We start from the raw sequence: 12,746 nt of genomic DNA on the forward strand, positions 1-12,746 counted from the left end.
GCTTGCGAACGAGTATACACACAAGTTTTCATTCAGTAATAAAAATGCAACTGAGCAAAAAAATCCAGGTAATTCCCTGCATCCCGCTGCGGTATATCATCACCTTTACGTAAACCGCCGCGAATTTGTAAATTGGCGAAAGGCGTATATTCCAATAACAAGGAATGGCGCACACGCTGATTCTCATCGATATTCGCATCCGGATCTAAATATTCAGTCGTGAGTTTAACGTTGTAGCCTTTACTAATCTCGCGATTGACTTCCAATAAACCTACCCGCTGCTGCTGATACTCATCGGGAATGTTTTCAATGGATTCATCTTCAATCAGATCTGCCTCGGCAAGAAAAACAAAACCCTGCCATACAAAACCGCCAAATAGATTTGCCTGGATGCGCGCACCGGCTTCGGCATCGTTATAGAGTGCAGTGGCGCCAATGCGCCAGTTGTTGCCGAGATATTCCGCACGCGATAAAAATTGTAAATTTTTATCGTCATTGTTAAGGCCGCTACTGCCATTACTAAGCGCAAAATTAAACAGGGTTTTGGTGTACTGCAAACCTAACTCCACACCGTTGTCGCCGGTATCAAAATTAAATCCACTTGCCTGCCGGATAAACGCGCTGTCATCTTCCAGGCGAATACCGTAGGGCAACATAATGCGCCCCGCTTTTAAAAAATGGTTGCCGTTAAGTTTGGTGAGAATAAATGTTTCGCGATTTAACGCACCGCCGGGTGCGATCTGCTCATCAATATACAGTGAAAAACGCGAGTCTTTGGGTTGCAATACTACATAGAGTTGGCCGGATTGGGTTTCAAATCCGCGCGTGTCTTCACCTTCATCGCGATCCGACTGGTAATAATTGGTGCGCAAGTCTGCACCTATGCGTAAAGTCTCGCCGAATTTTCCGGCATCAAATAAATCCAGGCTACCTGCGGTTCGCGGCAATACATGGGTGCCGTAGTAGGCACCGTAAGTCGTGCGCGCACCACCACCGGCCGGATTTACATGGCAAGTGGAGCATTGGGTATTATTTTTTATCGCGAGATAGGGTTCTGCATGGCTGGTGTTTATTAACAACAGGCCCATCACACAAATTAAAAATGTAAAATAATTTTTACAGTGAATAAACATAGCTGTAGCCTCCGCCCTGATTTTCATCGCCGTCGCCATCAAACCCACGCTGCTCCTGATCGAGCAGTGGATATAAGGCACTGTTGTTGATCAGCACTTCCAGTTGTATCGCCTGTGGGGGAATATCACTGACGGTGATGTAGAGAATCTGGTCGATCAGCAAGAGTGAAAAATCCGCTGCCGTTTTTTGTCCATCGAGGTTGTTATAAAACACGCTGATACTTTCTGGTGAAAGTGTTTCAAATTGCAATGGGCGACTGAAATGCAAATCCACCGTTACTTGTGAATCACTTTTTTGCGCACTTGCGCGTGCCACTTTAGTCGTCGCTGAGCCTGTGCCATTGCGCGGTGCACCATTGGCAATCCAACTGCGTACCTGATCAATTTGTTCTTGCGATAAGTAGGGGCCACCGAGTGGCATGCGGGCGCCGACAATATCTGCAGAGCCCTCTAATTTTTTTATCAAATAACTGTCATCCGGTTTGCCGGGGTTGACGCGCATAAGCGTGGGAATTTCATCGGCTGTGCGATTGACTAAAAATGCATAGGAATTTTCTTCGGAATCCAACCGCAAACCGCGCGGTGCATTTGCACCTGTGTGGCAGTTGGTGCAAATGGCCCCAAAAATATTCTGCTGTAATTGTGCGAGTGTTACCGCATTTTCTGACGCGCTACTGCTGCTTGCGCTGCCGTTTCCCTTGCTGCTGGAAGTGGGCAAACCCTGATCATTTAATCCTTTACCGGAACCGGCACCACAGGCGGTTAAGCCGGTGATTGCCAGTAATAAAAAAAAACTTTTCATGATGCAGTCCTCTCATCTTTTTTGTTGATCTGCGTCGTAAATAAAAACGGAAATAAAAAGCGGGCACTGCAAACTATCTGCAGCGCCCGGATTTTTTATGGCCGCGCGATGGTCCAGTCGGTGTATTCACCGGCAACATCACCAGGCTTTGAATCGCCAACATAGAAATAGAGTGGCAAACCTTTGTAGGCCCATTGTTTGGTCGTGGCGTCGCGGGTAATTACGCTGAAATCACCAAAGGCTTGTGCATCTGCGGGCGCATAAAGTGCGGGCCAGGCAGCCAGGCAACCGCCGAAGCAGGTAGTGACGCCGGGCGTATCGTCATCAAAGGTGTAGAGAGTGAAATCGAGGCGTGAATTATCGGCAGTACCGGCCGCATTGAGGATATTGCCGTGCGCAACTAACAGACGGTTTTTGGTGGGATGGTTGTTTACCGCAACCGCTGGCGTGCGCGCGACAAACCAGTTATTGCCAATCGCTTCGCCGTTGGTTTGGCCAGCTTGGGTATCGCCCGCAAAAAAGTAGAGCGGCATACCATTCAGCGCCCACTGCATTTCACCGCTGGCGCGTTGCACCAGGCTGTAAGGAGCAGTCGCAACAGCACCGGCATGGGCAATCAAGGCTGGCCAGTTGGTAAGGCAGGTACCGGAACAATTGCTGACGCCGGCGGTGTCATTATCAAATGTGTAGAGGGTAAAACCATTGCGTTCGGCGGTACTGGTCTGCTCGGCGCCGTTAACCGGCATCGCCAGTTTCACACTGCCTGCAGCCGCGAGATGACTACCGAGGGTGGCGTTGGCCACTATTTGTGTGGGCATCGGCCGTGCGAGTAACCAGTTGGCTATGGCTTTACCGGCAGTTTGGCCAGCAACTGTGTCATTTTTGAAAAAGTAGAGTGGCTTGCCGTGATAGGCCCACTGCAATGCAGTACCGGCAGTGCCCATGCTGCGCGTGATTATCGAATAGGGTGCGCTTGCTTGATCACCCGGGTTGGCCAACAGCGGTGGCCAGTTCACCAGGCAGTTGCCGCTGCAGTTGGATACACCGGCGGTGTCATTGGCAAAGGTGTAGAGGGCGAATCCGGTGCGATTGAGCAACTGGCCGGTAAAGCTGGTGTTGCCGCCACCTTCCGGCATGCCGACTAATACGTCGCCACTCGCGACAAAATAATCGCCGTCAGCGGCATTGATTTGGCTATCGACCAAGACAACGGGCGGAACCAGAGCCGGTGCTACCGAGCTGGACGCCAATGAACTGGACGCGGGCGTACTGGATGCAGGTGTGCTACTCGGCGCAACTGAACTGGCGGATGTACTGCTCGGTGCTATAGAGCTGGCAGCCATGGAGCTGGGCGCCACGCTGGAATAGCCGGTGCTGCTCGGAGTAGGTGAGTAGCCTTTGCCGCCACCCCCTCCGCCACCGCAAGCAGTGAGCAGGCCGGCACAGGCAAAGGTGAAGATTAAAGTACGACAGGATTTGTTAATAAACGGGTTCATGGTGGTTCCTCCTTAGATTGATTTGTCGGAGGAACTTACGGGCGACCTGCAAAAAGGTTGCAGGAGCCATGCGAGATAAAATAAAACCCGTCTTGCACAGGGAAAGATTTAGGCACAAAATAACTGTCTGTACATACAGTATCATTTTGTGAAGGTGGCGATGTTATGAGTACAAATGACGAGGATTTTATTGATCCCGCCCCCTGGATCAATGCAATCCCCCAAGCCCACAAAGGGCGCGGTGCCATCAGCAATATCGCCGGTCGCTATGAGACGCAATTAATTGAAACAGTCGATGATGGCTGGCGCCCCTATGCCGCCGATACCGACATCAACCCCGCACTAAAAACCCACATCACCCCCGAACTGGCCAAGACCATTCTCAGCCGCAACCAGTCGCCGGATTTACCCTTCAGCGTGACGCTCAACCCCTATCGCGGTTGCGAGCACGGTTGCATCTACTGTTTTGCGCGCCCCACCCACGCCTATCTCGGCTTATCGCCGGGGCTGGATTTTGAAACCCGGCTCTACGCCAAAACCAATGCGCCGGAATTGTTGCGGCGCGAGCTTGCGCATAAAAATTACGAGCCCAGCCCAATCGCCTTTGGGATGAACACCGATGCTTACCAGCCGTGCGAGCGCGAATTAAAAATCACCCGCCGCTGTTTGGAGGTGCTGCATGAGTGCGATCACCCGCTCGGCATGATTACCAAATCGGCGCTGATCGAACGGGATATCGATTTACTGCAGGACATGACCGCAAAAAATCTGGTCACTGTCGCCATCACCATTACCACGCTCGACCATTCAATCGCACGAACATTAGAACCGCGCGCTGCATCACCCACGCGCCGTTTGCAGACAATTGAAAAACTCGCGCAAGCGGGCATACCGGTGTTGGTGAGTGTGGCGCCGGTGATTCCCTTTGTGACTGAGCAGGAATTGGAAAATGTGATGCGCGCTGCTGCCGATGCCGGCGCCACTGCCGCGGGTTACACCGTGTTGCGTTTGCCCTGGGAAGTAAATCCGCTCTTTCAGCAGTGGCTGCAAACCCACTTCCCCGAACGCGCCGAGCGAGTGATGAACCGCATCCGCGATATGCGCGGCGGCAAGGATTACGATGCAAATTTTGCCACGCGTATGCGCGGTGAAGGCCTCTGGGCCGATATGATCCGCCAGCGTTTTGCCAAAGGATTAAAACGCTATGGTTTGGGAAAAAGTGGGCGTTTTGTACAATTGGATTGCAGTTTATTCCGCAAACCGCTGAGTATTCCGGCGCCGAAAAAAACCGATGGGCAGTTGGATATTTTTGGTTGAGCAGTGCCTTAGGGCTGAACCTGTTTAGTCTCAACATATTCAGCCATCATCGCCTCATGTAATCCGTAAAACTGTCCGTCATCCACTGAGTTCCAATCATTGGTCGCAAATAACAGTACAAGGTCATTTTTGATATCGTGATAGAACAACGAAAAGAAATATGGATTGCCACCGTTGTGATACATAGCGCTAACAGCAGCATCAGTCTTCTCAATACGCCATCCATAACCATAGTAGTTATCTCCGCTATTGATATGAGGTGGAGTGTGAAGTTTGCTTTTCGCTTCCTCCGATAAAACAAGATTATTTTTTAATGCCAGATGCCAGCGATAAAGATCATTCAGCGTGGAGAGCAAGCCGCCGTTCGCTCTCAAATTCCACCAAGGGCCATCTTCCGCCCAATACTGATCCAGGGGCGTTCCCCAACGATCATCAGCACCTAGCCAATTGGCTGCGCGCGCCAACCAGCCACCGAAAGTGATCGCACGGCTTCGATAACCGACAGCAAATTTATTAGACTCCCATTGCGGTATGCGATAACCCGTTTGGGTCATGCCTGCCGGTTTGAAAATTTGCTCATGCAAAAATTCTTCGTAAGCTTTACCTGACACTTTCTCAATAACGATACCCAACAAGCTATAACCGATATTGGAATACCGATATTCTTCTCCCGGGCTAGAGTGAAGCCTCGAGGTTAAAATATTAGTTTCTAACTCAGCGCGTGTAACTTTACGATAATCCCACTTATAGTTTCCTTTCAGGCCTGACGTATGGTTTAGTAGTTGGTGCAGTGTGATTTGCTTTTTATCTTTTGGTACATGATCGAAAAATTGATCCAGAGTATCGTTTACGGATAACGCACCTTGTTCTTCTAATTTGAGAATTGCCGCTGCAGTAAATTGTTTGGTTAGCGAAAGCACATCCACCACAGTGTCAGCAGTGAACGATTGGTTTTGTTCAATATCCGCTAGACCAAAACCTTGTTCAAAGACAATGTCGTCACCTTTGGCAATCAAGATCGAACCGGAAAAATCGGACGCTGCCCTTGCTTTGCTCCAAGCCTCCATAGGTGATTGCAGCTCGCTTGCCACGACGCTGAAAATTGGAATTAATCCGGTAAAGATAATTGCTAAACAACGAATGGTAAGTGGTAAATACATTTAAAATTCCTTGTTATCAATTGCATGCTTCATGCAAAGTTTTTTACGCAAGCGTTTCAGTGTTTGATACGGATTTATCATCGCTAGTAAAAGCCAAAATATCGCCCGGCTGACACTCCAGCACCGCGCAGATTTTTTCCAAGGTATCAAAACGTATTGCTTTGGCTTTTCCGGTTTTTAACACCGATAAATTTTGTGGAGTGATATCCACCAACTCCGCCAGAGTATTGAGGCGCATTTTGCGTTGCGCCAGTACCACATCCAAATTCACAATAATGGGCATAACCATTCCTTACTTTTTATTGGATAGAGATGCCTAAATGGTTAACTCGGATTCTTCGTTAAGGTCGCAACCAATTTCAAGCGCCCAGAGCAATACATACATCAAGCCAAAAAACATCAGTGCCAAAATAAAATCCGCATTCACCACCACCGATACCGGCGCGATTTGGGTGGCACTATAAAACCAGCTAGCAAGCGCGCTGCCCACATATAGTCCGTAGATTACCAGCCCATTTAGCAACGCCTTGCGTGCATGATCTATAGCGGTTTTATTAAAAATGTCGCCCTCAGCAAAATGTTTGATTAGCGCACGAAAGTGATGGATTAGCTTCAGTATCAGAAACCAAAATAGAGAGGTAATAGTTACGATCAATAGCCGCATAAACAGCGTCAGCTCAACATCATCTATTTGTACAGAGCCAATAGTAAAGTTCACCTTGTCACCTATAAAAAAAATCACCGCAAGCAACGGCCACATCAACCAGAGTGCATAGCGTGCCCAGGTCAGGCAGACATACAAATAGCCGCTGATTTGTTTAATGCGCGCTATGCGCTCATGTTGCTGAATATTCATATCAAGTCGCTTGGAAAGTTAAGGTTAGAGCTTGAATAATACCGCAAAAATATTATATTTCAATAAATAATTATTGTTTATCAGTAAATAAATGCTGAATATAGTTACTTTAAGAATGTGTGAGCCAGGCTGCCATAGAGCTGTGATCAAAGAGTCTCTGCCTCATTAAACGGATTCCTTAAAAGAGATTGACTCCTTAATTACTGGAGTGAACGAGTCGTATGCACGACACGTCCGGCACAGGCCTTAAGCGCTATGGCCTGGGAAAAGTGGGCGTTTTGTACAATTGGATTGCAGTTTATTCCGCAAACCGCTGAGTATTCCGGCGCCGAAAAAAACCGATGGACAGTTGGATATATTTGGTTAACGCAAAACATGGATGAATCTGGTGCATTACGCGCATAAATGCCCGCAACTATTGCTTTCTTGGCACCCCTATCGACAAAAAAGAGTTGTTTTGCTGGATGGCATAGCAATTGCGTGGATTCCCGGGTAATCCATCTGTTGATTTAACCGCCCGCTGGAAAAAGGAAAAACCTATGATTCCCAAAATCCTCCATCAATGCTCCAAATCTTACGTCTGGGAAGAGCGCCAACTGACCAAACGCGCGCGTGAGTTAATGCCTGATTTTGAATATCACGCCTGGACCGATGAGTCCAATCTGCAGCTTGTAAAAGACAAGGCACCGCAATTTCTCGATGATTATTTAAGTATTCCGGCAGGGGTGATTCGCGTGGACATTGCGCGCTGTTTGTACCTGTATGTGTACGGCGGGATTTATTTTGATACCGACTATGTTTTTTACAAACCTCTGGATGAGAAGTTTTTAGCGAACAAGTGTGTATTGGCGATTGAGGAGAAGGAGTGCAAAAGTATTGGCGGCAGTTATAAGCTGGGTAATGCCTTTATGGCATCTGCGCCGGGGTTTGATATGTGGTTAAAATTTATCGAGCGCATTTTTGCCAAACATCACGCCGGTGAAACCAATATTGTTTTTCTCAGTGGACCCCATGCCCTCACCTTATTTTTACAAGACAATCCACAATATAACGACGATATTACCATCATGCCCGGGCACGTAATTTATCCTGAATTTGCGATGGCCAAGCTCACTGCGAAAAAAACCGCACAGACTATTGGTGCTCACTTGTGTTGGGGATCATGGCGCGGCAAACCATTACATCAATATGTCCGCAGCCGTTTACGTCGCTGGATTTCAGCGGTAGTCTGATGCGTTGCAATCACATTTTATTGCGACGCAATTAACTTCCCTAGCACCGCAATAGCCGCCTCCGTTTCTTTATTCCACGGTTGGCCGTAATTGATGCGCGCACAGTTGCGAAAGCGTTGCGTGGCAGAAAATATTGGGCCGGGAGCAATGCTAATTCCCTGTGCCAACGCGAGCGAAAATAATTTTAGCGTGTCTATATGTTCCGGAAATTCCACCCACAAAAAATAACCGCCGCCCGGCTGGGTCACTTTGGTCTGTGCAGGAAAATAACGGGCGATAGCGGCGAGCATCAACTGCTGTTGTGTTTCCAAAGTCTCACGCAATTTTCGTAAATGACGATCATAACCGCCATGTTGTAAATAATCGGCGATGGCAACTTGCGCTGGAACAGACGGCGATAGTGTGGTCATCAATTTCAAGCGATGAATCTGTTCGGTGTAACGTCCTGCTGAAACCCAACCGACACGATAACCCGGTGCCAGATTTTTGGAAAAAGAACCGCAGTGCATAACTAATCCAGCGCGATCAAAAAATTTGATAGGTTTAGGTGGTGCGTTGCCGAAATATAATTCGGCATAAACATCGTCCTCTATCAGCGGTACTTGATATTGGTGCAGCAAATCATACAGCGATTGTTTTTTTTCATCGCTCATAGAAGCGCCGAGTGGATTGTGAAAACTGCTCATAAACCAGCATGCTTTAATCGGTAGCCGCTGCAAGCTGTCAGTTAATGTCGGCAGGTGAATTCCATCGCGCGGGTGCACCGGAATTTCAACCGCTTTCAATTGCAAACGTTCGAGAATTTGCAGCGCGGCATAAAACGTGGGCGATTCAATCGCGACCAGATCACCGGGTTGAGTGACGACCTGCAAACATAAATTCAATGCTTCCAATGCGCCGTTGGTGATCACCAATTCATCGGGTGAATTTATTTCACCGTTCATCATGCCATTCATCATATAGCGCAATGCAATTTGGCGGCGCAGGTTGGGGTTGCCCGATGTCATATCAGCGAGAATGGCGCGCGCTGGTAATTGCTGGATGCTTTTGCTCATGGAGCGCGCCAAACGCGCAAGGGGAAATAAATCCGGGCTGGGAAATGCAGAGCCGAAGGGAATAGTGTCCGGGTCTTTAATCGATCCCAAAATGGAAAACACCAATTCACTCACGTCAACGTCGGTGCTATCGGCATTGGCTACACTCATTTCCGGTTCGGTTAAAGCACGTTTGGCTTGCGCACGCACAAAATAACCAGAGCGTGCCCGCGCTTGAATCAAGCCGCGGCTTTCCAATAAATAATAGGCTTGAAAAACCGTGGCCTGACTCACGCCGTGCGTGCGGCTGGCGGTACGCACGGAAGGCACTTTCTCATTTTCGGCGAGCACACCGGTGCGAATTAATTGCGCAATTTCATCAGCTAGGCTTTCGTAAAGTTTCATAGGGTGGCATAGAGTTTCATTGCTGATTAATCGATTTATTTTCGTCTCATCCGAAATAATTAAAATGCCGGATAAATAAAATTCGCTGCTTCGCGTGTGGTTATGCGGTTGCTATCTACCAACACAAAATCAAAGTGGGTCATACCGGATTCTGCGCTGGCACCTTTCATGACAACACTCATCGGCATATCCACAATTTCGCCGGGTTTTAAATCGAGTGTAAAAGTACGTGTAAGTGATAAGCGCGCATCATTGGCAATGTGCAACTCATAATGCGCAGGCATTTGGGTTTTGTTGGTAATTTTTAACCGATATACATTGACGATATCGCCATCACTATTTTTGCGATACAGCACCGTGCGATCTTTTACCACACTCATATCCACCAGTTCGCGCGCATCCAATGCAAACCATAACGCACCCAGCATAATGATGATCGCTGTTGCATAAGCCACCAAGCGCGGACGCAAAATTCGCGTGGGTTCATCAGCCAGTGCGGCCGCTGAAGTATAACTGACCAAGCCGCGCGCGTAGCCCATTTTATCCATCACCTCATCGCAGGCGTCGATGCAGGCAGCGCAGCCGATACAATCCATTTGTAAACCATCGCGAATATCAATTCCGGTCGGGCAAACTTGCACGCACATATAGCAATCGATGCAATCGCCCAAACCGAGTTCAGCGGGATCTTCATCTTTTTTGCGCGACCCGCGTGTGTCGCCACGTGCGGCATCGTAAGAAATCACTAATGTATCGCGATCAAACATCACACTCTGAAAGCGCGCGTAGGGGCACATATGCAGGCAAACTTTTTCACGCACCCAACCCGCGTTGAGGTAGGTGAGCGCGGCCACGATAAACACCCAAATCGCGCTGGTAGAAAACCATTCAAATTGCAGCAAATTCACGGTCAACTCGCGCACCGGAATAAAGTAGCCGACAAATGCGATACCGGTAGCAATACTCATCGCCAACCACACACTGTGTTTGGCACCGCGCTTGGCGATTTTGGAAAATGACGCGGGCGCACTATTGAGTTTTATGCGCTGGTTGCGATCACCCTCGGTGATATTTTCGACCCACATAAACGCCCAGGTCCACACACTTTGCGGGCAGGTGTAACCACACCAGACGCGCCCCGCAATCATTGTCACCGCAAATAACAGAAATGCGCCGATAATCATCACCAGCGAGAGCAACATAAAATCTTGCGGCCAAAACGTGGGGCCAAATACGTGAAACTGACGCGTATCCAAATCCCATAGGATCGCCTGGTGACCGTTCCAATTGATCCATGAAGTCCCAAAAAATAACACCGCCAGCACGCCAGCGCCAAGGATTCGCAAGTTGCGAAAGCGGCCACTGAAACTGCGTGTAACAATCTGGCCGTCGATCGCGGTTGCCTTGGGGGTGGGCAAGTTTTTAAGGGGAATTAACAGGGGGTTGTTGGTGTTGCTCATGGTGATGTCTCATCCGCAGTGATGCTGCCCACTATGGATGCTGATCTGTACTAAAAACAGATTCAGATAATCGATAAAAAACCGGTGCAGATGAGTTAGCTACAGGTCACAGGGTTGGCTGCCACCCCCGCCGGCAACCCAAACACCGCGTCAAACACCCAGTTGAAGGTAAACGTGTAAAACAGGAAAAACACCAGCAAGCCAAGGTCCATCAGGAGTGCCTGAAACAGACCGACCTCCAGCCACCAGGCGATTATTGGCACCAGAAAGATCAGCAGTCCACCTTCAAAACCCACCGCGTGTAATACGCGGATACCCAAGCTGCGACCCTGATATTTGCGGTGTTTTTCCCAGAGTTCAAAGCCATAGTTAAAGGCCAAATTCCACAATATGGCAATTGCGGAGGCGACGACAGCAATACCAAATGAGTTGACGGCGTCGGCGTTACTGATCAGTTTTAATAAGATCGCCGACAACACAATCGCAACCAGTTCGTACAAACCGACATAGACGACACGACGTTTTACCCCTTGCATATCCACCTCTGCTAAATCTGATATCAGCAGTTTCTATGCTTTGTGATGATAGAAAAAGTTAGCTAGTATCAGATCAACTGATAGATGAGAGTGGAAATCGCGATGAATGGGGCATTTAATTCCGAGACGATCGGTGTGTTTTTGGCGGTATTGGATAGCGGCTCTTTCTCGGCTGCGGCACGCCAACTGGGGCGTGTGCCTTCGGCGGTGAGTATGGCGATAGCGAATTTGGAGGCGGAGCTGGCGCTGGAATTGTTTGATCGCAGCGGCCGTGAACCCAAACCGACTGCCCATGCGCGGGCGTTGGAACCGCAAGCGCGGCTGTTGCTTGGGCAGTTGCAGCAGCTAAATACCCAGGCGCTGGAGTTGAGCCAGGGGTTGGAAACCCGGCTGACGCTGGTGATTGCGCCTGAACTGCAAACCGCGCCCTGGGTGGAACCCCTGCGGATTCTGGCGCAGGAGTATCCGCTGCTGGAGATCCAGATTATCACCGCCCCGCAAACCGACGCCTTGCAACTGCTCCACACCGGCAACGCGCAGCTCGCGCTGGTGTTCGAGCGCCCCGCCGCCGATGGCCGCGAGAATTTTCAGGAAGTAGGGCGCGAGGCGCTGGTCGCCGTTATCGCCCGCACGCATCCGCTACTGGCAGAAATCCCGTCCACTGGCACTATCAACGACAGCCAATTGCGCCCTGTGCGGCAGGTGATGGTGGGCAGCCGCAGCCCGGCCGACCGCACATCTACTACCGACAACTTTTGTATCGCCTCGGAACATTACTGGCGAGTGGATCAGCCCGAGGTTGCCCTGCAGTTGGTGCTCGCCGAACTGGGTTGGGCCTGGTTGCCGCGCGCCTGCGTCCAGCCTTATATCAACGGCCGGATGCTGGTGGAATTGCCGATTGAAAACTTCACTAACGGCGAAGAATTGTGGATTGATCTGGTCTGGTCGCGCGAGCGGCCACTGGGATTGGGCGCACAGCGGGTGGTGGAGTTGATGGCCGAGCAATATCGTAATTCCCGCTAAGCGCATGGCGCTAAAAGTGTCGAAAAAATCACACTCCTGACATTCTCTGCTGTGTTCATTGGCAGAAGTGAGACTTTTGCACATATATCCTTTTTATAGGCATGATCAGATAAATATGCCAATTTCCTCAGTTGTATTGACCTCCCTCAAACAGTTCTTCGCCGGGTTTTTCTACCCCTTTGGTGGGCTGTTGGTGAAGGTTTTTAAGGATTAATAATAAGAGCGTCATTAGAACTTTTTCGGCTTGGTCTCGCGGTACCGCAACCCCTCCTATTCGAATTCACAAGACGAG

General features: G+C 49.4%; 12 protein-coding genes. 3 read left to right on the forward strand and 9 right to left on the reverse strand.

Going from position 1 to position 12,746, the window contains the following annotated elements:
• Positions 1 to 32: 32 nt before the first annotated feature.
• The 3 genes from J2X05_RS16880 to J2X05_RS16890 form a co-directional block, all read right to left on the reverse strand.
• A complete protein-coding gene (locus J2X05_RS16880) occupies positions 33 to 1,133 on the reverse strand; it encodes a hypothetical protein (protein ID WP_310074674.1) in 1,101 nt (366 codons plus the stop codon).
• Positions 1,117 to 1,935: a hypothetical protein gene (locus tag J2X05_RS16885; protein ID WP_310074677.1), complete on the reverse strand. Its 819-nt coding sequence runs from the start codon at positions 1,933 to 1,935 to the stop codon at positions 1,117 to 1,119. The genes J2X05_RS16880 and J2X05_RS16885 overlap by 17 nt, the downstream gene beginning before the upstream one ends.
• A gap of 95 nt (positions 1,936 to 2,030) precedes the next feature.
• Complete coding sequence (locus J2X05_RS16890) at positions 2,031 to 3,431, reverse strand: hypothetical protein (protein ID WP_310074680.1); 1,401 nt, start codon at positions 3,429 to 3,431, stop codon at positions 2,031 to 2,033.
• A gap of 165 nt (positions 3,432 to 3,596) precedes the next feature.
• Here J2X05_RS16890 and J2X05_RS16895 point away from each other — a divergent pair, with 165 nt between their 5' ends.
• The gene (locus J2X05_RS16895; RefSeq protein WP_310074682.1) at positions 3,597 to 4,748 is read left to right on the forward strand and encodes a PA0069 family radical SAM protein; all 1,152 of its coding nucleotides are present in this window, start codon (positions 3,597 to 3,599) and stop codon (positions 4,746 to 4,748) included.
• Positions 4,749 to 4,756: 8 nt separating this feature from the next.
• Here the strand turns inward: J2X05_RS16895 and J2X05_RS16900 are convergent, their stop codons facing one another.
• The 3 genes from J2X05_RS16900 to J2X05_RS16910 are packed head-to-tail and all read right to left on the reverse strand — an operon-like array spanning position 4,757 to position 6,764.
• Complete coding sequence (locus tag J2X05_RS16900; RefSeq protein ID WP_310074684.1) at positions 4,757 to 5,908, reverse strand: serine hydrolase domain-containing protein; 1,152 nt, start codon at positions 5,906 to 5,908, stop codon at positions 4,757 to 4,759.
• Positions 5,909 to 5,951: 43 nt separating this feature from the next.
• A complete protein-coding gene (locus tag J2X05_RS16905) occupies positions 5,952 to 6,191 on the reverse strand; it encodes a helix-turn-helix domain-containing protein (RefSeq protein WP_310074687.1) in 240 nt (79 codons plus the stop codon).
• Positions 6,192 to 6,224: 33 nt separating this feature from the next.
• Positions 6,225 to 6,764, reverse strand: coding sequence for a DUF2975 domain-containing protein (locus tag J2X05_RS16910; protein WP_310074690.1), 540 nt, complete (start codon positions 6,762 to 6,764; stop codon positions 6,225 to 6,227).
• A gap of 539 nt (positions 6,765 to 7,303) precedes the next feature.
• Here J2X05_RS16910 and J2X05_RS16915 point away from each other — a divergent pair.
• Positions 7,304 to 7,996, forward strand: a complete 693-nt coding sequence (locus J2X05_RS16915; protein WP_310074692.1) for a glycosyltransferase family 32 protein — start codon at positions 7,304 to 7,306, stop codon at positions 7,994 to 7,996.
• Positions 7,997 to 8,013: 17 nt separating this feature from the next.
• Here J2X05_RS16915 and mapR read toward each other — a convergent pair whose 3' ends face one another.
• The 3 genes from mapR to J2X05_RS16930 all read right to left on the reverse strand — a co-directional run bounded on the left by mapR (position 8,014) and on the right by J2X05_RS16930 (position 11,431).
• Positions 8,014 to 9,435, reverse strand: coding sequence for a GntR family transcriptional regulator MpaR (gene mapR, locus J2X05_RS16920; RefSeq protein ID WP_310074693.1), 1,422 nt, complete (start codon positions 9,433 to 9,435; stop codon positions 8,014 to 8,016).
• Positions 9,436 to 9,494: 59 nt separating this feature from the next.
• A complete protein-coding gene (ccoG, locus tag J2X05_RS16925; RefSeq protein WP_310074694.1) occupies positions 9,495 to 10,895 on the reverse strand; it encodes a cytochrome c oxidase accessory protein CcoG in 1,401 nt (466 codons plus the stop codon).
• A 95-nt stretch (positions 10,896 to 10,990) separates the two neighbouring features.
• On the reverse strand, positions 10,991 to 11,431 hold the full coding sequence (locus J2X05_RS16930) for a PACE efflux transporter (protein ID WP_310074695.1): 441 nt from the start codon (positions 11,429 to 11,431) through the stop codon (positions 10,991 to 10,993).
• 84 nt (positions 11,432 to 11,515) lie between these two features.
• Between J2X05_RS16930 and J2X05_RS16935 the strand changes: the two genes are divergently transcribed.
• Positions 11,516 to 12,454 carry a LysR family transcriptional regulator gene (locus J2X05_RS16935; protein ID WP_310074697.1) on the forward strand — a complete coding sequence of 313 codons (939 nt, stop codon included), beginning with the start codon at positions 11,516 to 11,518 and terminating at the stop codon, positions 12,452 to 12,454.
• The last annotated feature ends 292 nt before the right edge of the window (positions 12,455 to 12,746 follow it).

It is taken from the genome of Cellvibrio fibrivorans (assembly GCF_031457055.1).
GTDB lineage: Bacteria > Pseudomonadota > Gammaproteobacteria > Pseudomonadales > Cellvibrionaceae > Cellvibrio > Cellvibrio fibrivorans.

Coding starts and splice junctions, on each gene's coding strand:
- J2X05_RS16880 (WP_310074674.1), bottom strand. CDS start 1,133: ATGTTTATTCACTGTAAAAATTATTTTACATTTTTAATTTGTGTGATG.
- J2X05_RS16885 (WP_310074677.1), bottom strand. CDS start 1,935: ATGAAAAGTTTTTTTTTATTACTGGCAATCACCGGCTTAACCGCCTGT.
- J2X05_RS16890 (WP_310074680.1), bottom strand. CDS start 3,431: ATGAACCCGTTTATTAACAAATCCTGTCGTACTTTAATCTTCACCTTT.
- J2X05_RS16895 (WP_310074682.1), top strand. CDS start 3,597: ATGAGTACAAATGACGAGGATTTTATTGATCCCGCCCCCTGGATCAAT.
- J2X05_RS16900 (WP_310074684.1), bottom strand. CDS start 5,908: ATGTATTTACCACTTACCATTCGTTGTTTAGCAATTATCTTTACCGGA.
- J2X05_RS16905 (WP_310074687.1), bottom strand. CDS start 6,191: ATGCCCATTATTGTGAATTTGGATGTGGTACTGGCGCAACGCAAAATG.
- J2X05_RS16910 (WP_310074690.1), bottom strand. CDS start 6,764: ATGAATATTCAGCAACATGAGCGCATAGCGCGCATTAAACAAATCAGC.
- J2X05_RS16915 (WP_310074692.1), top strand. CDS start 7,304: ATGATTCCCAAAATCCTCCATCAATGCTCCAAATCTTACGTCTGGGAA.
- mapR (WP_310074693.1), bottom strand. CDS start 9,435: ATGAAACTTTACGAAAGCCTAGCTGATGAAATTGCGCAATTAATTCGC.
- ccoG (WP_310074694.1), bottom strand. CDS start 10,895: ATGAGCAACACCAACAACCCCCTGTTAATTCCCCTTAAAAACTTGCCC.
- J2X05_RS16930 (WP_310074695.1), bottom strand. CDS start 11,431: ATGCAAGGGGTAAAACGTCGTGTCGTCTATGTCGGTTTGTACGAACTG.
- J2X05_RS16935 (WP_310074697.1), top strand. CDS start 11,516: ATGAGAGTGGAAATCGCGATGAATGGGGCATTTAATTCCGAGACGATC.